General features: G+C 60.5%; 22 protein-coding genes. 9 read left to right on the top strand and 13 right to left on the bottom strand.

Annotated elements, in window-relative coordinates:
• Positions 1-108 precede the first annotated feature (108 nt).
• The 3 genes from I2I05_RS05200 to I2I05_RS05210 form a co-directional block, all read right to left on the bottom strand.
• The gene (locus I2I05_RS05200) at positions 109-924 is read right to left on the bottom strand and encodes a mechanosensitive ion channel family protein (protein ID WP_196281167.1); all 816 of its coding nucleotides are present in this window, start codon (positions 922-924) and stop codon (positions 109-111) included.
• 68 nt (positions 925-992) lie between these two features.
• On the bottom strand, positions 993-3,029 hold the full coding sequence (locus I2I05_RS05205; protein WP_196281168.1) for a peptidylprolyl isomerase: 2,037 nt from the start codon (positions 3,027-3,029) through the stop codon (positions 993-995).
• A gap of 92 nt (positions 3,030-3,121) precedes the next feature.
• The gene (locus tag I2I05_RS05210) at positions 3,122-4,231 is read right to left on the bottom strand and encodes an MJ1255/VC2487 family glycosyltransferase (protein ID WP_196281169.1); all 1,110 of its coding nucleotides are present in this window, start codon (positions 4,229-4,231) and stop codon (positions 3,122-3,124) included.
• 256 nt (positions 4,232-4,487) lie between these two features.
• On the opposite strand from I2I05_RS05210, the gene I2I05_RS05215 reads away from it, so the two are divergent.
• From I2I05_RS05215 to I2I05_RS05230, 4 genes are all read left to right on the top strand, one after another.
• A complete protein-coding gene (locus I2I05_RS05215) occupies positions 4,488-5,423 on the top strand; it encodes a hypothetical protein (protein ID WP_196281170.1) in 936 nt (311 codons plus the stop codon).
• A gap of 147 nt (positions 5,424-5,570) precedes the next feature.
• Positions 5,571-6,047 (top strand): nucleoside deaminase, encoded by a 477-nt coding sequence (locus I2I05_RS05220; RefSeq protein WP_196281171.1) that lies wholly within the window; start codon positions 5,571-5,573, stop codon positions 6,045-6,047.
• A gap of 131 nt (positions 6,048-6,178) precedes the next feature.
• Positions 6,179-7,720 (top strand): FAD binding domain-containing protein, encoded by a 1,542-nt coding sequence (locus tag I2I05_RS05225; RefSeq protein WP_196281172.1) that lies wholly within the window; start codon positions 6,179-6,181, stop codon positions 7,718-7,720.
• A 143-nt stretch (positions 7,721-7,863) separates the two neighbouring features.
• Positions 7,864-10,179, top strand: a complete 2,316-nt coding sequence (locus tag I2I05_RS05230) for a xanthine dehydrogenase molybdopterin binding subunit (protein WP_196281173.1) — start codon at positions 7,864-7,866, stop codon at positions 10,177-10,179.
• 87 nt (positions 10,180-10,266) lie between these two features.
• On the opposite strand, the gene I2I05_RS05235 is transcribed toward I2I05_RS05230, so the two are convergent.
• From I2I05_RS05235 to allB, 6 genes are all read right to left on the bottom strand, one after another.
• Positions 10,267-11,706 carry a DUF6986 family protein gene (locus tag I2I05_RS05235; protein ID WP_196281174.1) on the bottom strand — a complete coding sequence of 480 codons (1,440 nt, stop codon included), beginning with the start codon at positions 11,704-11,706 and terminating at the stop codon, positions 10,267-10,269.
• Positions 11,707-11,867: 161 nt separating this feature from the next.
• Positions 11,868-12,206 carry a hydroxyisourate hydrolase gene (gene uraH, locus I2I05_RS05240; protein WP_196281175.1) on the bottom strand — a complete coding sequence of 113 codons (339 nt, stop codon included), beginning with the start codon at positions 12,204-12,206 and terminating at the stop codon, positions 11,868-11,870.
• Positions 12,203-12,712 (bottom strand): 2-oxo-4-hydroxy-4-carboxy-5-ureidoimidazoline decarboxylase, encoded by a 510-nt coding sequence (gene uraD / locus I2I05_RS05245; RefSeq protein WP_196281176.1) that lies wholly within the window; start codon positions 12,710-12,712, stop codon positions 12,203-12,205. Before uraD ends, uraH begins: the two co-directional genes overlap by 4 nt.
• Before the next feature lie 66 nt (positions 12,713-12,778).
• Complete coding sequence (gene allE / locus I2I05_RS05250; protein WP_230688164.1) at positions 12,779-13,519, bottom strand: (S)-ureidoglycine aminohydrolase; 741 nt, start codon at positions 13,517-13,519, stop codon at positions 12,779-12,781.
• Positions 13,520-13,526: 7 nt separating this feature from the next.
• On the bottom strand, positions 13,527-14,780 hold the full coding sequence (locus tag I2I05_RS05255) for an allantoate amidohydrolase (RefSeq protein WP_196281178.1): 1,254 nt from the start codon (positions 14,778-14,780) through the stop codon (positions 13,527-13,529).
• Between the two features lie 4 nt (positions 14,781-14,784).
• Complete coding sequence (gene allB, locus I2I05_RS05260) at positions 14,785-16,122, bottom strand: allantoinase AllB (protein ID WP_196281179.1); 1,338 nt, start codon at positions 16,120-16,122, stop codon at positions 14,785-14,787.
• A gap of 202 nt (positions 16,123-16,324) precedes the next feature.
• On the opposite strand from allB, the gene I2I05_RS05265 reads away from it, so the two are divergent.
• Positions 16,325-17,731 (top strand): urate hydroxylase PuuD, encoded by a 1,407-nt coding sequence (locus I2I05_RS05265; protein WP_230688165.1) that lies wholly within the window; start codon positions 16,325-16,327, stop codon positions 17,729-17,731.
• Between the two features lie 12 nt (positions 17,732-17,743).
• On the top strand, positions 17,744-18,721 hold the full coding sequence (locus tag I2I05_RS05270) for an XdhC family protein (RefSeq protein WP_196281180.1): 978 nt from the start codon (positions 17,744-17,746) through the stop codon (positions 18,719-18,721).
• A gap of 11 nt (positions 18,722-18,732) precedes the next feature.
• Here I2I05_RS05270 and I2I05_RS05275 read toward each other — a convergent pair whose 3' ends face one another.
• From I2I05_RS05275 to I2I05_RS05285, 3 genes are all read right to left on the bottom strand, one after another.
• A complete protein-coding gene (locus tag I2I05_RS05275; protein ID WP_196281181.1) occupies positions 18,733-19,353 on the bottom strand; it encodes a DUF4136 domain-containing protein in 621 nt (206 codons plus the stop codon).
• Between the two features lie 118 nt (positions 19,354-19,471).
• Positions 19,472-20,095: a DUF4136 domain-containing protein gene (locus tag I2I05_RS05280; protein WP_196281182.1), complete on the bottom strand. Its 624-nt coding sequence runs from the start codon at positions 20,093-20,095 to the stop codon at positions 19,472-19,474.
• 59 nt (positions 20,096-20,154) lie between these two features.
• Positions 20,155-22,041 (bottom strand): ABC transporter ATP-binding protein, encoded by a 1,887-nt coding sequence (locus I2I05_RS05285; RefSeq protein WP_196281183.1) that lies wholly within the window; start codon positions 22,039-22,041, stop codon positions 20,155-20,157.
• Between the two features lie 232 nt (positions 22,042-22,273).
• Here I2I05_RS05285 and I2I05_RS05290 point away from each other — a divergent pair, with 232 nt between their 5' ends.
• The 3 genes from I2I05_RS05290 (at position 22,274) to I2I05_RS05300 (ending at position 23,468) form a co-directional block, all read left to right on the top strand.
• Positions 22,274-22,615: an NINE protein gene (locus tag I2I05_RS05290; protein ID WP_196281500.1), complete on the top strand. Its 342-nt coding sequence runs from the start codon at positions 22,274-22,276 to the stop codon at positions 22,613-22,615.
• 234 nt (positions 22,616-22,849) lie between these two features.
• The gene (locus tag I2I05_RS05295; protein WP_196281184.1) at positions 22,850-23,209 is read left to right on the top strand and encodes a hypothetical protein; all 360 of its coding nucleotides are present in this window, start codon (positions 22,850-22,852) and stop codon (positions 23,207-23,209) included.
• 67 nt (positions 23,210-23,276) lie between these two features.
• Positions 23,277-23,468, top strand: coding sequence for a hypothetical protein (locus I2I05_RS05300; RefSeq protein WP_196281185.1), 192 nt, complete (start codon positions 23,277-23,279; stop codon positions 23,466-23,468).
• Positions 23,469-23,774: 306 nt separating this feature from the next.
• On the opposite strand, the gene I2I05_RS05305 is transcribed toward I2I05_RS05300, so the two are convergent.
• Positions 23,775-24,995, bottom strand: coding sequence for an efflux RND transporter periplasmic adaptor subunit (locus tag I2I05_RS05305; protein WP_230688166.1), 1,221 nt, complete (start codon positions 24,993-24,995; stop codon positions 23,775-23,777).
• Between the last annotated feature and the right edge of the window lie 24 nt (positions 24,996-25,019).

Here is a 25,019-nt window from a genome sequence, read left to right on the forward strand (position 1 = left end):
GGAGTCCTACGCTGCCAGTTGCTACGAAGCGACTCCGTCGTCCCGCCTTATCTATGGGGCCTAGAAAAACACAACATTCTGGCTGAAAGCAACCTGCCAGTGTTAATTCTACTCGGGCAGGTTGCGGATGTAGCTGTGTGACACCGGTACCGGGCCGGCAACGCCCTGCTCGGCGAAGGCCCGCTGCAACCGCTCGATGAGGCGGGCATGAGCCGGCCCGTTTTGCCCGGCCGGCGTGAAGGCCCGGAACGCCACCGTCATGCCACCCGGCGTGAGCGACGTGACAACCACCTGCGGAGCCGGGTCTTTCAACAACTGCTCATCGGCCTGCATCAGGGGCACGGCCCAGCTGCGTAGCGTATCGAGACTAGTGGAATTCGTTACCTCGGCCAGCACCTCCACCATGGCTTTGTTCTGGGCCGTCTTGTTCACAATCACGTTGTTGGACGTGGCTCCGTTGGGCAGAATAATGGTGTCGCCCTGCGGCGTAGCCAGGATGGTATTGAAAATCTGAATTTCCCGCACCTCGCCCGATTTTCCCTGCGATTCGATGGTGTCGCCGACCACGTAAGGCTTAAAAATAAGGATGAGCACGCCCCCAGCGAAGTTGGCCAGTGTGCCCTGCAAGGCCAGGCCCACCGCCAAGCCCGCCGCTCCCAGAATGGCCACAAACGACGTGGTTTCGAAGCCTATCATGCCCGCAACCGAAATCAGCAGCAGCACCTTGAGTACGATGTTGACCAGGCTACCCAGAAACGAACTCAGCGAAACATCCAGGCGCTTGGTGCCTTGCGACAACAGCCGCGTCGCCCACCCAATCAGCCACCAGCCTATTATCAAGGCGAGGCCAGCCATTAGCAGCCGGGGCAGATAGAGCACCACCAGGGTTTGGAATTGCTGGGCGTACGAAGTGACTTTTTCCATGATGACCAAGGGTTGGGGAACTACAAACGTAAAGAAATACCCCGGCAAGATAGCCGGGCCCACGCCGCTTATTTCACCAGCTCTACCCCCAGAATCTGGTCGCCGATTTCGAGCTTGTGGGCCACGTCCATGCCGCCCACCACCTGGGCAAAAATGGGGTAGCGGCCGTCGAGGTGCGGGGTGGCGGTGTGGTTGATGAAGAACTGGCAGCTTTCGGTGTCTTTGCCCGCCGAGGCCAGTCCCACGCTGCCTTCTTCGTAGTGGATATCGCCAAATTCCGACCGCAGATTATAGGGCGCGCTGCCGTTGCCGTCGCCGCGCGGGTCGCCGCCCTGCGCCACGAAATTGGGCACCACGCGGTGGAAATACAGGTTGTCGTAGAATTTCTGTCCCACGAGCGTAACGAAGCTGGCCACCGCGCCGGGCGCTTCGTTGGGCTTCAACTCCAGCAGAATGATGCCCTTGGAAGTACGCAAGCGCACTTGCTGGCCAAGCGGCACGCTTTGCACCACGGCCCAGTCGATGGGGTGCTGCTGCGCCGTGGCAATGGGCGACGGCGTTGGCTTAGGAGCTTTTTCCAGCTTGTCGAGGGCCTGCTGCAATCCCTGCCAGGCCTCAATCTCGCGCGGCAGTTGCAGCTTGGCCTGCGCCTGGCGCAACGCGGCTACGTCGGCGGCCTGGGTCTCGGGGTACAGTTTGGCATCGGCCATGGCTTCGGCCGCCGCCCCTATTTGGGCCACGTCGCCACTGGCCAGGGCCTGCCGCATGGCCGCAGCAAAGTCGGGGTGGCGCGCCGCGGGGAATTCGGCACTGCGGCGCATGGCCAGCAGGGCGCCCAACGCATAGCCCGCCACCACGGGCGACTGCCCGGCCGCGGCGGCTTCCACCTGCGCAAAATCAAACGAAGCCGGGTCTTCGGCCAGCGCTTGCAATAAGAACCCCTTTTCGTACACCGTGGGAGCTGCCGCGTACCGCTTGCGGATGGTTTCGGTGAGGCTGGGACGGGAAGCGGAGCTGGCGTGGCGCACGGCGGCTTGCAGCAACGCGGCCCGCACCCGGGGCGAGGCTTGCTTGTTGCCATCGGCGAGGGCCGCCAATAAAGGTCCGGATTCGCCCTTGGCGTGGGCTAGCAGCCACTCGGCCGCCGTGAGGGCCACCGGGGCACGGTCGTGACTGAGGGCATAGAACACGGCTTTGCGGCTTTCGGAGTAGGATTCTGGCCCAAACGGCAGGGCCCGGATGGCGCTCAGACGCACCCGGTAGTCGCTGTCCTTCACGGCGAGCCGGGCCAGCACCGCCGCCGGGCTGCCGGCCGGTTTGGCAACCGGAGCCGTCGCCGCCTCAAGGGGAACGGCTGGCGCAGGCAGTGCGGCAATTTTGCCCAGAGTGGCAGCCGCCGCGGCCCGCACGGCGTATGAACGGTCTTTCAGGGCCAGCCGCAGCAGGGTTTCCTGCGCTAATCGGGCCAAATCGGCATCGTAGCCGCGGGTGCGCGACAAGCCCGACACGGCCAACAACCGGGCCCGGGTGGGCATTTTGGGCGTATTCAGCACCAGCACCGCCTGGCGAATGCTCTCGGGCGAGCTAATGCCGCGCAGGGCGGCGCGGCTCAGGCCCCAGGCCAGGGCCGCCGCGCGCGCCGTGTCGTTCGCCGTTTCCACGCGCCACAGTTCGGGCAGGGTGCGGCGGGTGACGGTGCGGCCCAGGGCCTCGTACAGGTAGCGGCGCACCGCGTTGTCTTTTTCTTGGCGGGCGCGCAGGCCCAGGCTATCCACGGCGGTGCTGTCGCCGGTTTGGCCCAGGGCATAGGCGGCAGCGCGGCGCACGCTGGGGTCGGCATCGCGCAGCAGCGGAATCAGGCCGGGCACGGCGGCCGGCGCCTGCACGGAGGCAAACGCCAGCGCCGCCTCGCGCCGGTAAGCCGGGGTGGCGTTGGTGAGAAAGGGCAGCAGCGCGGCGGTGTTGCGCTCATCCTGCGCGGTGCCAATCTGCCGAATGGTGGCATCGTGGTACTTATTGGCCTGGTCGGCGCTGGGGCGCGGGGTGCGAGCACAGGCACCCAGCAAAAGCAGCATGGGCCAGAAACGAGGGAAGCGAAAAGCCATAAGAACCAGTAAGAGAACAAAAAACGATGCGCCACATTAGCGTGACGAAGGAAGTATGACGGCAAAAGCCCGTCGCCAAATAAAACAAGGGACTATTCCCCGCCCCACGAAGCTTTCGGTGGCGCGGGCTCGACGGAAAGGTGTTCGGCACCAATTTCCTTCAGGGCTTCGTCGAGTTGGGCAAACAGTACCTCGTTGCCCTGCTGCTGGTAGCTGGCCAGGGCCGCTTCAAACCCGCCCAGGCCGTAGAGAAACGCCCGCAGGTTGTCGGCGGTGATGTCGGCAAAATGCCGCCCGTAGCCCAGCTTTTCAACCTGAGCCGCGTTGAGCCACTGCTCAAACTGCGCCGGAATGGGAATGGCGCAGATGGGCTTGCGCAGAAACACGGCCTCCGAAATCAACGAAAACCCACCGTTGGTAACCACTGCCCGAGCGCTGGCCAAATCGGCAATAAACCCGGCTTCGGAAAAGGCCCGCAGCTGCACGTTGCCGTGGCTTTCTTCCTTATTGAAGCCGTACACGCGAAATTCCTGGTCGGGCAATTGCTGCAGCAGCGGCACCAAATTCTGCTGCGTAGTAGCCGACTGGTACACCAGCACGTGGCTACCGGCAGTAGGCTTAGCCGCCAGGATTTCGGGCCGAATGATGGGCGGCACCAACGTGGTTTCGTCTTTTTCCAGCGGCAAGTCGAAGAAGGTGGTCACGAAATAATGCCGGCTGTGCGGCAGCTTGGCTCGCACTATGCTTTTGGCCAAATTGTAATTGCCACGCTCCGCTGGCGGAACGGCAACGTCAAGCTTGGCTCGGCTGATAATCTGCATGTTGTCGATGCTGATTATGGGCAGGCGCCGCATTTTGGCGAACAGATATGTGAAGGACTCAAAGTCGGAAATAATTAATTCCGGCTCGAAATCACAGAGCAATTCCCGGTATTTAGCAAAGTTGACGCGTAGGTCGTCGGGCGCGGTGCGTAGGGTGAGCACCGCGGTGCGGGCCTTGCTCACGGCCAGCCCCCGGTAGGCCAGGTGAAAACCCCGGATTTCGTGCACCCGCCCCGGAAACGCGGCTGCCAACATGTGGTAGGCGCGGCTGCTGCTCACCACGCACACCTGATGGCCCTGGGCCAATAAGTGCGCGATAACCACTTTGCTGCGGGTGGCGTGGCCAAGGCCCTCGCCGGGCACTCCGTATAAGATGTTCATCTGAATTGCCGGGGTATAAGGGGCAGCGCGTGCACAGCCTGGGTTATTAAGCGGCAAATAACTGAAATTCCGCGACGGGCGCCGTTTATTGTTCCTGCAAGCACTTTGCGGAAGGAAGCTCGCGGCCCCGCGGCCGGGCTCCGCACGCCTGGGTGGTTGCCCCGATGGGTAAGACGCTTGGGTTGATTATGGCCGTGGTTTATGGCTGTTTCGGCTCGATTTTCGTTTTAGCCGCACACTGCTAACGTAAGCTTTTATGAAGAACTCTTTTCTGCGCATTTCTTTTCGGCGGCCGGCCCTGGTTTTGGCCGCCGCTTCCCTCCTGCTGGCTACTTCCTGCACCGCGCCCCGCGCCATTGTGGCTACGGGTAAAGTCACGCCGCAGGGGGAATTTCGGGTGGGCTACAACCTGGGTTTTAATGTGGCGACGGCGCCGCTTGGCAAGGCCGGCTCGGCCCTGCGCGATGCCGCCAGCACGGCCGCCGGCAAAGACACCGTGGGCTACGGCGGGGCCGTAACCAACCTGCAAGCCGCCGCCCTGGCCTACATTCTGGACCCCGTGCAGCCCACCTCCGACCTCAGCATCCGCTACGGCATCATGCCGCGCCTCGATGCCGGCTACAAATACGCCTTTGGGTCGCACGTATTCGATGCCCAGTTTCAGCTACTCGGGCCCACCGGCTCGCCCGAAAGCCCGGGGGCCGGGGCCGCATCGGGAACCACCTATGCCAGCATCGGGCTGCAGTTTGCCACCCAGCGGGCCAAATTACCCAGCCTGCCCTTTCTGTCCGACATCAACTCGGTGCTAAATTTCAAAGCCACCCGCAACGACCTTCTGGTGCCGCTCATTTTCAGCCATTCCTTCGGGCCTGAGGAAGAAATCGGGGCCATTAGCTACGGCGTGGTGTATGCCCATAGCTGGGTGAGCTATGGTTTTGCACCGGACAATGTGTACCTCAACACCCAGAAAATTGCCGCGCTGCCTACCCAAAGCCGCGACTTTTCGTCCTACGGCGGCTTCGTGAACCTGAAACTGGGTTACCGCTACTTCTACGTGATTCCGGCGGTATCCATTTTCTACCAGAACTACGGGCAGTACGCGCTGCTCAACGGGGCTAGCACTTCGCTTAGTGGGGTCACGTTTGTGCCTTCGGTGGGTTTCCAGCTTCGCCTCCCAAATCTGCTGAAGTAGCGCACTACTCCAGTTGCCATGGGAACCGGACAAGACCCTTTCGCGGGCGGGGTGGCAGCAGGCAGGTTAGATATAGAGTTCCGTGGCGTTCTTTGCTGCCCGTTTTTTGAATAAATTCCGCTCCTGTACTCCTACACCGCCCCACCTATGGAAGCCCCCAACCCCGAATTCATGCGCGAAGCCATTCGCCTGTCCATCGAGAAAATGCAGGCCGGGCACGGCGGCCCCTTTGGCGCAGTGGTGGTGAAAGATGGGCAAATCATTGCCCGCGGCTTCAATCAAGTTACGAGCACCCACGACCCCACCTGTCACGCCGAGGTTGATGCCATCCGCAAGGCCTGTAAAGAGCTGGGCAGTTTCCAGCTCGATGACTGCGACCTGTACACCAGTTGCGAGCCCTGCCCCATGTGCTTGGGGGCCATTTATTGGGCCCGCCCCCGCCGCGTGTTCTACGGCAACACCAAGGCCGATGCCGCGGCCATCGGCTTCGACGACCAGTTTATCTACGAGGAACTGGACCGCCCCATGGACTCCCGCCGCCTGCCCATGACGCAGCTGCTGCGCGAAGAAGCCCTGGCCGGGTTTCAGGCCTGGGAACAAAAGGAAGGCAAAACCGAGTATTAGGCAGTAAGGCTGTCATGCTGAGCGCAGTCGAAGCATCTCGCGTGCGGTAGTAACTCAATCCTTAAACGGTGCGCGCGAGATGCTTCGACTGCGCTCAGCATGACAGCCTTTTTGTCTTTCTTCGCCATTCCATGATAGAATTCTACCTCAACGACCAGCCCATTCGCACCACCGAGGCGCCGGCCAGTGCCCTGCTCGATTTTGTGCGCTACCACGAGCACCTGATGGGCACGAAAATCGGGTGCCGCGAGGGCGACTGCGGCGCCTGTACCGTGCTGGTAGGCGAGCTGACTACCGATGGACAAAAGGTAACTTACCAGAGCATGACCAGCTGCCTCACGCCGCTGGGCAATGCCCACGGCAAGCACATCGTAACGGTGGAAGGCATCAACGCGGCCGCTGGGCAGCTCACGCCTGTGCAGCAGGCCATTGTGGAGGAAGGCGGCTCGCAGTGCGGCTTCTGCACGGTGGGCTTCGTGATGTCGCTCACGGGCCACAGCCTGAGCGAGCAGCCGGCGACGGAGAAAAGTACCATCGCGGCCATCGACGGCAACATTTGCCGTTGCACCGGCTACAAATCCCTGGAGCGCGCCGCCGCTACCCTCACCGCCCAACTGGCAAATCGGCCCACGCAAAACGCGGTGGCCTGGCTTAGCGAAAAGCAGTTCGTGCCCGCCTATTTTGAAGGAATCCCGGCCAAGCTAGCGGGCCTGCGCACCCAACTGGCCGATGCGGAAGCAAAGGCTAAGGCTTTAAACGAAGCCTCCTTCGCAACTGCCGGTAACGATGCCGGGGCGGTATCCACGTCGCCCAGCGGCCACGCCCAGAGCCAAAATGGCCACGGCAGTAGTTTCCCGCACGCCGCGCACCCACTCTTGGGCGGCGGAACTGATTTGCTGGTGCAGCGCCTCGAAGAGTTGCGCGAGCAGCCGGTACGCCTGGTTTTTGACCAAAGCGGAAGGCGCGGCATTCGCCAGGAAGCAGCGGGGCGCGTGGTACTAGGCGCCGCCACCACGGCCAGCCATTTGCTCGAATCGGAGTTGATGCGCAGCCTGATTCCCCAACTGCCGCAGTACCTGAAACTGGTGTCGAGCACGCCCATTCGGAACATGGGCACTGTGGCCGGCAACTTCATCAACGGCTCACCGATTGGGGACCTGACCATCATGTTCCTGGCCTTAGGAGCTTCCATCACCTTGGCGGACCTCACCGGTGCGACTCGTGAATTAGCGCTGCCTAACGTGTACCTCGGCTACAAAAGGCTGGCAAAAACTGCCGACGAACAAGTCACTGAAATCAGCTTTCCGACTTCCCTGCCAGGCGATTTTTTCAACTTTGAAAAGGTCTCCAAACGCACTCATCTGGACATTGCCAGCGTGAACTCTGCCGCTTGGCTCCGGGTCGAAAACGGCATCATTCAAGCCGCGCGGGTGTCGGCGGGCGGCGTGGGCCCTGTGCCGCTGTACCTGGCGCGCACCAGCGACTTTCTGGTGGGCCGTGAGCTTTCAGCGGAAACCGTGGCCGCGGCCAATGAGGTGATGCAAACCGAAATTAGCCCGATTTCTGATGTGCGCGGCACGGTGGAATACAAGCGCTTGCTGTTGCGCCAATTGCTACTGGCGCATTTTCTGCGGTTTGCGCCGGAGGAAATAGTGGTAAGCAACCTCATTTAAACACTAGAAAAGACCGTCATGCTGAGCGCAGTCGAAGCATCTCGCGTGCTATAGTAAACTCAATCATCCAACGATGCGAGCGAGATGCTTCGACTGCGCTCAGCATGACGTTCAATCTTGGGCTATTTCAGCCTGCCATAGCCATGAATCACCTTGACCCCCAGCGCCACGTGCGCGGCGAATCGCAGTACCTCGACGATGTACCCACGCAGCAGGGCACTCTGTTCGCAGCCGTGTTCGAGAGCCCACTGGCGCATGGCGTACTTGTAAATCTGGATTTGAGCGCGGCCCTAGCGGCGCCCGGGGTAGTGCGGATTCTCACGGCTGACGATATTCCGGGCGACAACCAGATTGGCGGCATTGTGCCCGATGAGCCGCTGCTGGCTCACGGCCACGTGCACTTCCGGGGGCAACCGGTGGCTCTGGTACTGGCCCGCCACGAGCACCAGGCGCATGCCGCGCTCAAGCTCATCAAGGTTGATATTGAGCCGCTGCCCATCATCACGGACCCGCGCGTGGCCGCCGCGCAGGGCGAACTGATTGTGCCGCCGCGCACCTTTAAAATTGGTGATTCGGCGGCCACTTGGGCTTCGTGCGCGCATGTGTTCGAGGGCGTGGCCGAGAGTGGCGGGCAGGAGCATTTGTACATTGAAACGCAGGGCGCCTACGCCTTTCCCACGGAAATGGGCGGCGTGCGCATCATCTCGTCTACCCAGGGCCCTACGGCCGTGCAGCGCCACACAGCGCACGTACTAGGCCTGGGCATGCACCAAGTAGAAGTGGACGTGACGCGCCTCGGCGGCGGTTTTGGTGGCAAAGAGGACCAAGCCACGCCGTGGGGCGCGCTGGCGGCACTGGGCGCGTATTGCACCAAAAAGCCGGTGAAGCTGGTGCTCGACCGCATGGCCGACATGCGCATGACCGGCAAGCGCCATCCCTACTCGTCCGACTTCAAAATTGGATTAGATAAGGACCTAAGAATCGTGGCCTATGAAGTCACGTTTTTTCAGAATGCCGGCGCGGCCGCCGACCTCTCCCCGGCCGTGATGGAGCGCACCCTGTTCCACGCCACCAACTCCTATTTTGTGCCCAACGTGACGGCTACGGCCTTCAGCTGCCGCACCAACTTGCCGCCCAATACGGCCTTTCGGGGCTTTGGCGGGCCGCAGGGCATGTTTGTCATTGAGTCGGCCATTGCCAAAGCCGCGGAGGAGTTGGGCATTCCGGCCTGCGAGATTCAGCGCAAGAATCTGCTGCGCGAAAACGACCTGTTCTCCTACCGCCAGCCCGCCGAAATGTGCCACGCCGAGCAGGCCTGGGACACCGCGGCCAAGGAATTTGATTTGGCAGGTACTCGGGCCGAAGTCGAGCAGTTCAACCAGCAGAACAAGCTGCAAAAGAAAGGCTTGGCGGTAATGCCGATTTGCTTCGGCATTTCATTCACCAAAACGCCCATGAACCAGGCCCGTGCCCTGGTGCACATCTATTCCGATGGCTCGGTGGGCGTGAGCACCGGCGCCGTGGAAATGGGCCAGGGCGTGAACACCAAAATTGCGCACGTAGCGGCCCGCACCCTGGGCATTTCGGTGAACCGCGTGAAGGTGGAAAGCACCAACACCACCCGCGTGGCCAACACCTCGCCCAGCGCCGCCAGTGCCACCGCCGACCTCAACGGCAAAGCCACCGAAATGGCCTGCGCCGCCCTGCGCGAGCGGCTGCTGCGCCACGCCTGCACCGAGTACACGCTGAATTACGAAGGCTTGGAAATCCGCGACGAGCAGGTACTCGCCGCCGGAGTACCGGCCGAAACCGACTGGGAAAAGCTGGTATCATCGGCCTTCTGGAAGCGCGTAGCCCTCACCGAAAACGCCCACTACGCCACGCCCGACCTGCATTTTGACGCCGCGACCAATCAGGGCCACCCCTTCGCCTACCACGTCTACGGCACGGCCATCACCACCGTCACCGTCGACTGCCTGCGCGGCACCTACACGGTGGACGCCCTACGCATTGCCCACGATTTTGGCCAGAGCTTCAACGAAGTAATTGACCGCGGCCAGATTGAGGGCGGCGCCGTGCAAGGCATTGGCTGGATGACGATGGAGGAAATTGCCTACAACGCCGAAGGCCGGCTGCTCAGCAACTCGCTCAACAGCTACAAAATCCCAGACATTTACGCCGCCCCCAAAGTACTGGACGTGCATTTCCTCGACACGCCGGGCCACCCCAAGGCCATTCTGCGCTCCAAGGCAGTGGGCGAGCCGCCGCTCATGTACGGCATCGGCACCTACTTCGCCCTGCGCGACGCCGTGCGGGCCTTCCAGCCGCGCACCGCCCTGCCCTTCTCCGCTCCCATGACGCCGGAAAAGGTGCTGGTAAGCCTGTACCCGGAGTTTTCGGCGGCTGAGACAGGCTGGAACGCTACGGCTGTTGGGACTCCCGCATCCATAGCTTCTTAGGCAGCCTCCAAATTGAACCTACAAAGCAAAGGGCCTCTCACAGTGAGAGGCCCTTTGCTTTGTTGTACTGCTGGCGTAAGTTGCCGTTTAAGCCACAACTTGCTTCCGACGGCCTTCCAGAATGCGGAAGAACGAGCGGGTGTTAATTTCGTCGCGGGTCAGGCCGGTGGCTTCAATTTCTTCCTCGGAAATGGCGCCGCAGTTCAGCGCTTTCAGGAAGAAGTTGAGCAGACCTTGGCCGGTGGCGGCGTCGTCGAAAATGTCGCCGGTGAGGGTGGAAATGGCGGCGCGCTCCACGAAGGTTTTCAGGCGAAGCACGGCGTCATCGTAGCTGCTCAGGAAGAAGTTGTAGGTGGCGGCGTAGCGCATGGGCAGTTGCGCGGGGTTCAGGTCCCAGCCCTGGTACATGCCGTTGATGAGCGAGTGCGTGCTGTGGTGGAATGCTTGGCGCCAGGCGTTGTGCACCGATTCCTGGTTTTCGCGTAGCTGGGCGAAGGTCAAATTATCGCCGCGGTGCGGGCCGATGGGCATGACGTTGGTAGCGCCATCGGAGAGGAAAATGCCGGTACCGCCGAGCGCCACCTTGGTCATGTGGTGGGCGAAGTCGCACACGGGGTGGCCCATGGTCTGGTACTTGGCCGTGATGCCGCAGCTGGCGGTATAGTCGTAGGTGCCGAAGTGGGCAGCAATGCAGCGCCCCTCGCTGGCCCGGATGATGCGCATGAGCGGGTTGCGCCCCTCCTCGTCCATGATGATTTGCGTGGCCTCTACCATGGTTTCCATTTTGAGGGTGCCGGGCGCCAGGCCGTTGGCCTTTTCCAGCAGCTCAAACAGGCGCACCATCGTCGTCATCTGCTCCGGGATGGTCACCTTGGGCAGCATCACCACGAAGTTGTCGGGCAGCTTGCCGCCGGTTTCGGCTAGCAGCGTGGTCAGGAAAATATCGAGCGTGCGTACGCCGCGGGCTTTCATGTCCTCGGTGAAGGGCTTGATGCGGATGCCAATAAAGGGCGACAGCGTGCCTTGGGCCATGCCCTTGGCCACTTCCTGAGCGGCGCGTACGGCGGTTTCGTCTTCCTCGGCATCGGGGCGGTTGCCGAAACCATCTTCGAAATCCACGCGGAAGTCTTCCACGGCTTCGCGCTTCAGCTTCTGCACAATTTTATTGTAGACGGAGTACGCCAGCCAGGCAGGCTCGTGCTTGCGCTCGGCGGGCGTCATGGCATCGAGGCGAGCGGTAAGGTCGGCCACATCAGCAGCCAGCGTGGGCAGGTGCTCGTGGTTTTTGAGCTGCAGCACGCGGGCCATCTCCACGAAGTTGGGCGCGTAGGTCTGCAGGTTATTCAGGGCAATGTCGCCCATCCGCACGCAGGTATCGGCCTTGAACAGGTTGGCGCCGCCGTACACGGTGTGCACAGGCTGGCGGTCGGGCTTGTCGCCCGGATAGATTTGCTGGAATTGCAGGTTGGCCACGCCCAATTGGTCGAGCAAGGCGGCTTTGTCGGATTCGGGTAAGCTGAGTTTCATGGTGGGAATTTAATTGTCAGTTGTTCGTTTTCAGCTAATCAGAACGTCATGCTGAGCGCAGCCGAAGCATCTCGCGTGCAATAACTAATTACTGGTGGCACGCGAGATGCTTCGGCTGCGCTCAGCATGACGTTTTTTATTTAAATGGCGTAAACACCAAATCAGGAGCCGCGGTAGGTGGCGTAGCCGAAGGGATTCAGCAGCAGCGGCACGTGATAATGCTCAGTCGTTGCCACGTCAAAAACGATTTCTACGAAGGGATAAAAATTTGCCGTTTCGTCCTGCGCGAAATATTCTTTGGTAAAGAATTTCATTTTATAAACGCCCAATTCCAGTTGCGTCGAATTGGGTAATAAATCCGCAATTCGGCCGTCTTTATTCGTGACGCCGCGCGCAATTTCCTGCCAATTATCACCGGATTGCTGCAATAGTGCAATGGTGACATTTACAGCGGGTTTGCCCTTGGTGGTGTCGAGAATATGCGTTGTTATTTGGCTCATGCGGCTAATATTTTCTCGAGGCGAATGCGGGTTATTTTATCCTGTTCACCCATGGCAATTACTATTTCATCTTCGGGCTTATTGGGCAGGCGGGCTTGCAATAAAGCCAGCATTTCTTCCGCTGATTTTCCAGTGGCGCAGACAATAAAGATGTAGCCGAACTTCTGCTCGTATTCCGTATTACCCGCCGCCAAAGCTTCCAGCGTTGCCTGCGAAGCTTGTTTTACTGCGGCCTGCTCGCCTTCGGCCCACGTACTGGTAGTGGCAAATTTCTCACGCAAAGCCGCCACATCGCCGCCGATTTTGGGATGGTGCGTGAAGGCTTCTCGCCAGTCGGCTTCGCTTAGTTTATTCCATTGGGTTGTGGCCTCTCGCTTCAGCGTTTCGGTATCGGCCATGGGAAATAAGGCGCCCATTTTCTCTACCCACGCCGTGGAGCCGCAGCATTTGCTTAAGGCATCGGCCAAGGCTGGCTTGGGGAGGTGGTTGAGTTCTTGTAATGTCATTTAATGTAGCGCGGACTTTTAGTCCGCGTGTGTGCCGTTAATCTATTCGCGGACTAAAAGTCCGCGCTACAACACCGTTGGAAAGCGGTTCACGTTTTTGTAATAGATGTACACCGACGGCTCCTGGCCCATGGCCGTGGCCCACTGCTGGCAATAGGGCGCCATCCAGATGGAGTCGCCTTTTTTCACGGGGTACCAGCACTGGTCGAGCATGTAGATGGCCTGGCCTTCGAGGTACAGCAGGCCGTGCTCCATGATGTGCGTTTCTACCATCGGCAGGTTGCCGCCGATGCCGTAGGTAAAAATGTTCACGGCCATGTCGAAGCCCGGCACATTCGGCAGCAGCTCCTGGATGCGCAGAGCCTCGTCGTTCATGTAAATGGGCGCTTTGCTATAGTCCCGCTCGCCGAAGAACACGCCCGGCGTGGCGTGCCCAGCCAGCGGTTCGTACACTTTGTGGAAGGTAAGCAGCTGCGTGCCCGCTTCCGGCCCAGTGAATTCATAGGCCTGGCCCACCGGAATGTAGACGTATTGCCCCACGGCCAACGTGCGGGTTTCGCCGCCTACTGCTACCTGAACTTGCCCCTGCACCACGTAGAAGAAAATCTGCGAGTCCTTGGTTTCGCCCACGAGTTTGCCGGCGTCGGTGAGCGTAATCAGCGTTTGGCAGAGGCGGGCGCCCATTTGCTCGTTGATGATGACGTTGACGGTGCAGCCGGTCCAGCCGGGCACGTTGCTGTTGATGTAGCCATCGGGGGCGATGATGGCGTGGTTGCGCTTGACAACCGAGCGGGTCAGGGCCGACATTTCCATATTAGCGGGTGGGCGTTTGGGTGCGGAGAAGGGAGATAAAACGGTCGGCCACGGCAATGGCGGCGGCCAGGTCAGGCAGCTCCACGTCCTCCAACGGGTTGTGGCTGATGCCTTTGTAGCAGCGAATAAACAGCATGGTGGCGGGCGCAACAGCCGAAACGGGCACGGCGTCGTGCCCGGCACCGCTCACCAGCGAAATGGTTTCGTAGCCGGTTTCGGTTATGGCCTGGCCCAGCAGGTCGTTCAGGGGCTGGCTGCAAGCCACGGGAGCGGTTTGCTGCACCAGTTTCCACACCAACTCCACGTTGCGCGGGGCGGCGAGGCCTTCGGCGAAGTTGAGCAGGGCGCGGTACGCATCGGCGAGTTGGGCCTGATTGGGGCTGCGCAGGTCGAGGGTGCAGGTAACCTCGCCGGGAATGACGTTGCTGGCCGCGTGGCTGATATTGAGCTTGCCCACGGTGGCCACCAAGCCTTGGCCGTGGGCCTGGGCAAATTGCTCGGCCGTGAGCACAAACTCGGCGGCGGCGCACAGGGCGTCCTGGCGCATGGCCATGGGCACGGTGCCGGCGTGGCCGGCCATGCCCCGAAACACCAATTCCACGCGCTGCTGCCCGGCAATGGCCGTGACCAGCGCCACCGGCACGTTGCGCTCCCACAGCACCGGGCCCTGCTCGATGTGCATCTCGAAGTACCCCAGCCACTCGGCGGCCGGAATGGCATCGAGCGCCAACTGCGAGGCATCACCGCCCATGATGGTGAGGGCTTGGTCTAGGGTCACACCCGCGGCGTCGGTGCGGGCCAGCAGGGCGTGGTCGAAGGCCCCGGTCACGACCTGGCTGCCCAGGTACGTGGTATGAAAGCGCACGCCTTCTTCGTCGCTGAAGGCAATCAGCTCGATGTGAAACGGCAGGTCGGCTTTTTGCTCGATGAGTTGTTCCAACAAATCGAGTCCCATGAGCACGCCCAGCGGACCGTCGAACTTGCCGGCATTTACCACCGTGTCGATGTGCGAGGCCAGCACGAAAGTTTTCGCGTCGGGGTTGCGGCTTTCGAGGCGGGCGCGCAGGTTGCCGATGCCGTCGACGCGGGTGGGCAGGCCGGCGGCTTCCAGCCAGCGTTGCACGAGGTCGCGGCCTTCCAGGAAAGCGGGCGTGCCGAAGGTGCGCGTCACGCCGTCGGCCTCTTCGCTGATGGCCGCCAATTGCTGAATGCGCTGCATGATGCGCTCCGCGCGCGCTAGGTATTCGTGCTGCATTCAGCTACCGGGTTAAAAGTTCGCCGTGGTTGAGATGGGTAAAGGCAGGGCGCTGATAAACGGGTTCGCCCCGGAGAAAAGTTAATTCTACCACCCCCGCCAATTCCTGGCAAATGTAAGGCGACACTTTGTGTTTGTGCTGAATCATTTCCTCCTGCACCACAAAGGTTTTTTCAGGGTCGAAAACAATCAAATCAGCGTCGTAGCCCACGGCAATGCGGCCTTTGCGGTAGTGCTGACCGGCCAGTTTCGCGGGGTTTTCGCTTAGCCACTTGGCCAGGTCATTCAGGGTGGCGCCGCGCTTGCGGGCCGCCGTCCAGAGCACGGGCAGGGCAAATTGCAGCGAAGCAATGCCGCCCCAAGCCGTGGTAAAGTCGCCGCTTTCGAGCTGCTTCAAATCGGGCGGCGCGGGCGAGTGGTCGGTGGCCACGAAGTCGATGATGCCGGCTTGCAGCGCGGCCCACAGCTGGTCGTTATTAGCCTTTTCGCGAATGGGCGGGGCGCACTTGAACTGCGTCTGGCCGTCGGCAATATCCTCGGCATTGAAATAGAGGTAATGCTGGCCGGTTTCCACGGTCAGGGGCAGGCCCTTGGCTTTGGCAGCAGCGATGGGCGCAATGGAATTGGCCGACGATAAATGCACGATGTGCATCGGGCAATTGAATTCTTCGCACAAACGAATCATCATTACCACGGCTTCGTCCTCCCAGCTTTTGGGGCGCGAAGCCAGGTAGTTCGGGTACGAGCGGTGGTCGTTCTGCTTCCAAGCGTCGTTGTCCTCGGACAACTCACAGTGTACCAAGAGCGGCAGCTGGTGCCGCGCCAGAATGGGCATCACCCGGCGCAAATCGTCCTCTGTCGCATTGGGAAAATCATCAATCCCAGAGTGCGTCAGAAAAGCTTTGAAACCCAATACGCCAGCCGCAATCAACGGCTCAATTTCGTGGGCGTTGCCGGGCACCACCCCGCCCCAGAAGCCTACGTTGGTGTGCAGCTGGCCTTTGGTAGCGGCCCGTTTTATTTCCAGATTCGCCACCGACGTGGTAACTGGGGCCGAGTTCAACGGCATATCAACCAGCGCGGTGAGGCCGCCGGCCAGCGCGGCCCGGGTGGCCGTGTCGAAGCCCTCCCAGTCGGTGCGGCCGGGCTCGTTGATGTGCACGTGTGGGTCGATGACGCCGGGCAGGATGGCGCGGGTCCCCACATCGAGGATAGTAGAACCTGATACTTCCGCATCAATGGGCAGCAGGGCGGCGATTTGGCCGCTTTCGATGAGGATGGTGGCGGCGCGCACCCCATCGGGCGTGACGACGCGTTGGCTGCGCAGAGCAAGGTTTGGCATGGAGGAGAAGTTTGGCGCTAAATTCGGGACTTTTTCCTGGGCTAATTAATTGCCGGTGTAGGAAAGGGGTTTAGGCACGTCATGCAGAGCGCAGCGAAGCATCTCGCGTGCCACCACTAACCCTACTAATTGGATTACTCATGGCACGCGAGATGCTTCGCTGCGCTCTGCATGGCGGCCCTTATTGTACTACTGCTTAACTATGATTCAATACGTTACCCTCTTTGCCCTGATACTCACGTTTCTGCTGCTGCTGGGTGTCATATTCGCCCTCCAGCGGGTGGCCAAAACCCGGCCCGATGGCGGCGTGGTGGGCACCAGCGGCTTCACGCTGGAGGGCTACTCCTACGCCCTCATCTTGCTGGCCGTGGCGGCGGCCGTGGGCATTTGCTACGTGCTGGTGCGCGATTCGCCCTGGGCCGGCCACATTATGGAGTGGCTCAACATTGTGGTGCGCCTCATGCACATCACCTTCGGCATCGCCTGGATTGGCGCTTCGTTCTACTTCGTATTTCTGGAAAACGCCCTGAACCGCACCGACAACGTGCGCGAGGAACTGGCCGGCAACCTCTGGGCTGTGCACGGCGGCGGCTTTTACTATCTGGAGAAGTACAAATCAGCACCCAAAGTCATCCCCAAAAGCCTGCACTGGTTTAAGTACGAGGCTTATTTCACCTGGCTCTCGGGTTTCAGCCTGCTGTTTGTGGTGTATTATTTCAACGCCAGCTCCATGCTGATTGACCCGCGCGTGCTGGACATTTCGCCGCTGGCGGGCGTGGGCATCGGGGTGGCCTCGTTCATCGTGGGCTGGCTGGTGTACGACGGGCTGTGCCGCACGGCGCTGGTGCGCAGCAAGTGGTTTATGGTGATTGGCTTCGCCATTGCCACGGCGTTTGCCTACTTCTACGATGAGGTGTTCAGCGCCCGGGCGGCCTACATCCACTTCGGGGCCATGCTGGGCACGCTCATGGTGGGCAACGTTTTCTTCACCATCATCCCGGCCCAAAAGGCCATGGTGAAGGCTGCTACCGAAGGCACACCACTGGACCCCCAACTGGGCAAAAACGCCCTGGCCCGCTCGCTGCACAACAACTACTTCACGCTGCCCGTGCTGTTTGTGATGGTGAGCAACCACTTCCCCAGCACCTTCAGCCACGCGTATCCGTGGGCCATTCTGGCGGTTATCACGTTGGGCACGGCCGGCGTGAAGCACTGGCTGAACCTGCGCGAAAAGCACCAGTCCAACGCCTGGGTGCTACCGGCCTCGGTGGCCCTGCTGCTCGGCGTGGTGTTCGTGACCGCACCAAAATCCGAAACCGGCACCGCGGCCGCCGCCTGCACCGAGGAAGTGACCATGAGCCGGGTGAACATGATAGTGCAGACCCGCTGCGTGCAATGCCACTCCGCCAAGCCCACCGACGACGTGTTTAAGTCGCCGCCCAACGGCGTGGTGTACGACACGCCGGAGGACATTATTCGCCTAAAAGACAAAATTATGCAGCGCGTGGTGGTCACCAAGACCATGCCCCAGAACAACAAGACGCAGATGACCCAAGAAGAACGGGACATTCTCAAGTGCTGGATTGAACAGGGCGCACTGAACAAGTAAAACACCTTTCCCATGCCCGCTTCTCCCCGCGACTTACCGGTTTGGGCCCTCGCGGCGGCCAGCCTGCGGGCGGGCACGCCGGTGGCGCTGCTGTGCGTGGTGCGCAGCACGGGCAGCAGCCCCGGCCGCCAGGGCTTCAAGATGGCCGTGACGGCCACCGAATTGGCAGGTTCCATCGGCGGGGGCATTATGGAGCACAAGTTCATCGAGTTGGCACGGCAACGCTTGCTGGCCGGCGACTTTAATCCCGTACTACTGCCTCAGATTCACCGGCGCGAAGCGCCCGCTGACCGCTCCGGCATGATGTGTTCAGGCGAGCAGGAGGTGCTGCTGTGGCCCCTGGCAGCCGAGGACTTGCCGGTAGTAGAAGCCATTGTGGAAGCGTTGGAACAGGGAAAAGTCAGCCAGTTTCTGCTAAGCGCTGATTCTGGCCTGCAGTTGCGGCGCTTAGCAGAACAGGCCTATGATTTTTATGACTACCAACCGGGCCAAAACTGGTGCTACCGCGAGCAGTTGGGCTTCCGCGACCAAGTCACCATCGTAGGCGGCGGGCATGTGAGCCTGGCTTTGTCAAAAACTCTGGCACTGCTGGATTTCGAATTAACCGTGCTCGACGACCGGACCGCCTTGCCCACGCTGGCAGCCAACCACGCCGCGCACCATCGGCGAGTGGTCAGTTACGAGAACATCGCCGCTGAAATCGTGGCCGGCCCGCACCAATACGTGGTAGTGATGACCGTGGGCTACCGCACCGATGCCGTGGTGCTGCGCCAGTTGATGGGGCTGCCCTTCCGGTACCTGGGTGTGATGGGCAGCGCCGCCAAAGTGGCCGAGTTGCGCCGCGGGCTGCTGGCCGAAGGATATGCCGAAGAAACCGTGGCGCGCCTGCACGGGCCGATTGGGTTGCCCATCAGTAGCCAGACGCCCGAAGAAATTGCCATCAGCATTGCCGCCGAGCTGATTTGGGAACGCCACCGGCCGAGCCAGTAGCTCAGGAGGTGCTACCGGCCCTGTTCATCGGGTTCGGTGCGGGGCAGTTGGCCGTTGGCCAGTTCTTCGGTAAAGACGCGGTAGCGGTCCAGAATGGAGCGCACGGAGCGGCGCAGTACGATTTCACCCATGGGGCCCTCGGGCACACTTACCCCCGAGGCGTAGCCATTCCAGACGGCGCGGTTGGTTTTCACGTCAATGAGGGTGAGCAGCAGCGTGCCTTCGGCCAGCAGCAGGCGCACGGGCTGGTAGCCCTGCATTTCTTCGCGGGGCGTGTCGTCGGTTTCTTCAATGTTGCGCTTTATCCACTGGCTAAGGTCCTCCTGCACAAAGCCGTGAAAATTCATGTCGCCTTCGTACACTCGGAAGTTTACCAGCATGTCGGGCCGGCGCTTGGCTTGGCGGTAGCCCTGTACTTGCAAGCGTTGCTTAATTGCTTCTCGCACGGACTGGCCCAGGCGGCTGGTGTCGGCGGTGAGCCCAGTTCCGGTCACAAAATCGTAGGTACGGTAGTGGCGGAAATTGCCACGGTAGCTGTAATCGGAGTCAACGCGGGCTTCGCGGGTGGTCATGCAGGCCGAAAAAGTGGCCGCTAAGCAAACCAAGCTCAGGATGGAAAGAACGGTGCGCATAACGGTTGGGATTGACGGATGAATGGCCCTTTCATTTACGAAAATCAATTCCTTAATGACTGAGGTTCAGCCCGAAAATCACAAACAATCGGTCTAGCCGCTCCCCCAAGCTCAAGAGCTAATGCCCGCCGGCCTCGACGCCTTCGGGCGTGAGAATGTAGCCTTTGGCCAGAATACGGTACCGGTCGAAAATAGAGCGCACGGACCGGCGCAGCACGATTTCGGCCCGGGCGTTGTCGGGCACGTCCACGCCCGAGGCGTAGCCGTTCCAAATGGCCCGCTGCGAGCGGGCATCCACCAGCGTCACCATCAGGGTGCCATCGGTGAGCAGGCGGCGAATGGGCTGGTACGGGTGGCTGCTGGGCTCCGAAACGCTTTTGGCATCGGTTTCCTCCACCTCCTCGTGCTGGGCCACCCACTGCTCGAGTTCTTCCTGGTTGTAGCCGCGCAGGTTCACGGCGCCCTCAAACACGCGGTAGTTCACCAGCAGGTCGGGGCGCTTGGCGGTGGGCCGATAGCCTTGCTGCTGGAGCCGGGTCTGGATGGCATCGCGCAGCACCAGGCCCAAGCGGCTGGTGTCGCTCAGCAGCCCGTGGGTTCGCATGAAATCGTAGGTGCGGTAGCGGCGGAAATTGCCGCTGTAGCTGTAGTCGGATTCGACGCGGGCCTCCTGCGTGGTGACACAACTGCTCAGGCTAATCGCGAGACTGAGGGTCAAGACAATGCGTAACGGTATGGCCATGGCTAGCAGGAGGGTAATGTAGCCAACTAAGTTACATAAACCTGCCTGATATCCAAGCCTTACCGGTACCCCGCGGCCTGCAGCGCAAACAGCTCGGCGTAGCGCCCGCCTTTCGCCAGCAGGTCTTCGTGCGAACCGATTTCCACAAACTGGCCGTTTTCAATCACCAGAATGCGGTCGGCCATGCGCACCGTGCTGAATCGGTGGCTGATAAGCACGGCCGTTTTGCCTTTGGTAAGCTCGGCGAAGCGCTGAAAAACTTCGTGCTCGGCGCGGGCGTCCAAGGCGGCGGTGGGCTCATCAAGAATGAGCAGTTGGGCATCGCGCATATAAGCCCGGCCGAGGGCAATTTTCTGCCACTCGCCGCCGCTCAAGTCCACGCCGCCGTTGAAGCGCCGGCCAATCATTTGGTCGTAGCCACCTGGCAGCTTAGCGATGACCGAATCGGCCAAGCTTTGCTGAGCGGCGGTTTCGATGCGGGGCTGGTTCGTGCGTTCCTCGATGCGGCCCACGGCCAGGTTTTGGCCGGCCGGCAGCTGGAAGCGCACAAAGTCTTGGAAAATGACGCCGATTTCCTGCCGCAACTCGGCGGGGTCGTACTCCCGCAGGTCGTACCCGTCGAGCAGAATGCGGCCTTCGTTCGGGTCGTACAACCGCGCCAGCAGCTTCACCAACGTGGTTTTGCCGGCGCCGTTCTCTCCTACCAACGCGAGCTTTTCGCCCGCTTCCAGTTTGAAAGACAGATTACGGATGGCCCATTTTGTACCATTCTTGTACTGAAACCCGACGTTTTCAAACTCGAAACCGTGTTGAATGGGCCGAGGGAAAGGCCGCGCCGTTTCGCCCGAAACCTTTTGCCGCACAATGCGGGGCCGCAGGGCAAAGAAGTCGAAAAAGTCCTGCAAATACAAGGCCCCATCGGCCACGGAACTGAAACGACTGAGGATGCCTTCGAGCAAGCCCCGCAGACGGGCGAAGGAGCCGGCCAGAAACGTGAGCTGGCCCAGGGAAATCTGCCCCCCCACGGCCCGGGCGATGATGTAGATATAAGCGCCGTAGTAGCCGGCCGCACCAACGGCTGCGAACAGCGTGCCCCAACCGGCCCGGCGCAGCACCAGGCTTTTATTTTGGCGGTAAAAGTCGTCGGACAACTCCCGGAAGCGGTTTATCAGAAAATCGGAAAGACCGAAAATCTTCACTTCCTTGGCTGTTTCGTCAGAGGCACCGGTTTGGCGGAGGTAGTCGAGTTCGCGGCGCTCGGGCGTCCAGGAATGGCTAAGGGAATAGCTGCGCTCGTTGAAGTGAGACTCGCCCAAGAAAGCCGGCACCACGGCCAGCAGCAGCAACACCAGCAGCCACGGCTGAAAGGCCACCAATCCGCCGCCCAGCAACATGAGTGTCACCATATCCTGACCCTGGCTCAGCACCTGGCTCATGAGCACGGTGCGGGAGAGGGTTTGGCGGCGGGCGCGCTCCAGCTTGTCATAAAAAGTACTGTCCTCGAACTGGTCCAGGTCCAGCTCGGCGGCGTGGGCCATGATGCGGATGGAAGACTGATTGGCGAACAGGTCGCCGAGCAGGGAATCGAGCAGGGCCACCCCGCGGCCCAGGGCATCGGTAAGCAGCACGAGGCCGAACTCCAGCGCCACCAAGGTGAGCACGGGCGTGAGCACCCGCTCCGGGGCCGGTAGTTTGGTAAGCGCCACCACGGCATCGATGATGAGCTGGCCGACGTAGAGCATGGCCAGCGGCAGGCCCGCCCGCAGCAATCGCAGGGCAATATTGGAAAGCGCCAGCTTCGGGCTGGTCTGCCAGATAAGCTTGAGAAACGCCGGCAGATTGCGCAGCGCCGATACCCGTTCGCGCACGCTTACGGGGGGCTTGTCGCCGCCACCGCGGGAACTGTTGGGATTTTTGGCGGAAATGGTTTTCAGGAAATTAAGCATTGCGGCGAGCGAGGCAAGGTTGGGGCCGGAAGTACAAGGCGGCCGTTTTGGCAGAGGAAAACCGGAGCCGTTCTATCTTGCCAGGAATTGAACGCATAAGCCCTGTCGTTCTTCAAATCATTGCTTACAACTTCGCGCGGCGCACTCTCCACCACCCGACATAAGCTTAAGTTACGGCGTCATCTCGGCCACCATTGAACCTGATTTCTCACTCCCGTTTTCCCTCTCCTGCATGAAAGACCGCATCACCGCCATGTTCATTGCCTTCTTCCTGGGCAGCTTCGGCGGCCAATACTTCTACTTGGGCAAAACCGGCAGGGGCATTGCCTGCCTCCTGCTATTCTGGACGTTTATCCCCTCGCTCATCGGCCTGTACCACACCATCGTCTGGCTGATGATGTCGGACGAGGACTTCAACAATGAATACAACCAAGGCCGGACGCCCCCAATGGGCTACACCTATGCGCCCGGCTCCAGCGTAAGCGACGAACTGGACAAGCTGTTCCGTTTGAAGGAAAAAGGCGCGATTACGGAGCAGGAGTACAACGCCCGCAAGGCGCGGTTGCTGGCCTAATACTGCCCTTTAGGTCGCCTCACACGCTTTTATCAATCACCGAAGCGGTGCCCTTTTTTATCTTTTAATAGGTCTTAGCCGCTTCATACTGCCTCATACTTGCTTCAATTCAACGGCTATCCCCGCTTCTTTCCGTGGGGTTGCTATTGCTTGCCGGGTGCAGCAAGTCCAGTGACTCAACACTCCCCATCCCATCGGAACGCGAAGCATTGCTGACTACTCCCAACTGGCATTTTGACGAGCATTACTGAAACCCAAACAACGGCTTCGGGCGCCGTGATAACGAACGATGTGCTGCCTTATAACACCATGCAGCCGAGCGCCGATGACGACTTCACCCACTTCAATTCGGACCGGTCGTATTTCCTGAACCAAGGGGCTAGTAAATGCTCTCCTTCCGGCGCCCAACAAACCACGGTTGGTATCTGGGGCCTCGCAGCCAACGAAACGGAAATTGTTTTCGATCCCAACCAACCTGCCGCGATGCGTTACCGGATACAGGAGTTGACAACCACGACTTTTTCATTCGTAGAAACTAGCACATCGGTCAGTGGCACAAGGTTCGTTCGAACGACGACGTACACCGTGATATAAAATCGGAACAGCCAAACCGGCGCACGTGCAGCGCCGCGCAGAATGCCGTCCTCTTGGTCCTAATCCCTTGCCTAGCCTTGTCCCAAACGCCCGTCCCGATGCCCTATCCATACGTGCTCAAAGGCGCCGAAAACCCACCCTGGCGAAATCCTACGAGGCCTTCAAGGGGCACAACTTCGAGGGATTGGGGGTGTCGTTGGACCAGGAAAAAGACCTCGCCAAGTGGGCCCAGGCCATCGCCGACAACCGCATGCCCTAGACGCAGGTCTCGGACTTGCGCGCCTTTGACAGCCCGTGGCGTGTCAATACAGATTGAAGGCCATTCCCCATAACTTTCTCGTCGACCCCAGCGGACACATCGTGGCCTCCAACCTGCGCGGGAAGCAGTTGGCCACCCCACCACCATGGCCAAGCTTATTAAACAAGGGCACTTCGGTTGTTGCAAGTCGCAAAGGCTATTCCTACGAAGCGCAAGGGGGAAGAAGCCGTCAGTATATGTTGGCGACTTCTCTCGCGTTTGTCGTTTTATTTTAATCTTCTTGAAAGTAATCTACCAGATGCCGCATTAGTCCTCTTTGTCTTCGGCCGGTGGGCCCAGCACCTTGATTTTGTCGGTCTTGCGCAGGCCGCTGAGGACTTCCACGTTGATACCGTCGGACAGGCCCGTTTTGACCAGCCGCTTCTGAAACTGCTGGGGCCCGGTTTCTACTTCCACAAACACGCTGTCTTTGTTCACCTTGCCAAACTGCAGCAGGCTTTCGCGGATGGCCAGCACGTCTTCGCGGCGGCCCAGCACGATGTCGCCATTGGCCGAGTAGTTAGCCCGCAGGAACTGCCCCGGCTGCAGCTTGACCTTGGCGCGCACCAAGAATTTGGTAGCCCCTTCCTCCACCACGCCTTTGGGGGCAATGTATTCGAGGGTGGCGGGAAACGTCTGGTTTTCCAGCGCCCCCACGGTCAAGTTCAGGGCCATGCCCTCTCTGATTTTGCCCACTTCACTTTCGTCCACTTTGCCTTCAAAAATCAGGCTCTTCATGTCGGCCACCGTTGCAATGGTGGTGCCTTCGTTGAAATTATTGCGCTCCACTACCGACGAGCCCTCCTTCACGGGCACATCGAGCAACAGGCCGGTGATGGTGGAGCGCACCGAATTGGAAGCGCCGCCGGTGTTGCGCGAGGCCCCGCGCTGGGCAATCTGCAAATCGTTCTGGGCCGCATCCAGGGACTGCTGCTTGGCCCGGAAATCGGCCACGAAGCGGTTGTATTCCTGCTCCGCAATAACTTTCTGCTCAAACAGGGTACGCTGACGGTCCAGCTCCACACGGCTGGTTTGCAGGGCAATGCGGGCCGCCTGGATGCTGTTTTGCGCCGCGTTGACGTTGCCGGCATTGGCTACCGTGCGGATGCGCGCAATCAGCTGGCCCTGCTGAATGGGCTGGCCGGCTTCCACAAACAGCTCATCCACAATGCCCGACACCTGGGGCTTGATTTGTACTTCCCGCCGCGGCACAATGCTGCCCGTGGCCACGGTTTTCTTCACGATGTCCGTCACCACGGGGGTTTCGGTTTTGTACGTGACGGGGTCGGCGTTGGCTTGGCGGTAGAAGTAGCGGGCCAGCCACCCAAACCCGGCCAGCAGCCCCAGCAGCAGCAGCCCCCACAGCACCCGGCTCAGGGTAATGATACGCCGGCCGGGCGGGGGCACGGGGGCGTACGGCTCCGAAACGGGGGGCGGCGGGGCGGGCGGAGCCTGAACCAGGGGTTCGGCAAGCATGTCGTTTTTCATAGCAACAGTCTCTAGGTGGAAGGA

This window comes from Hymenobacter jeongseonensis (assembly GCF_015694725.1).
GTDB classification, from domain to species: domain Bacteria; phylum Bacteroidota; class Bacteroidia; order Cytophagales; family Hymenobacteraceae; genus Hymenobacter; species Hymenobacter jeongseonensis.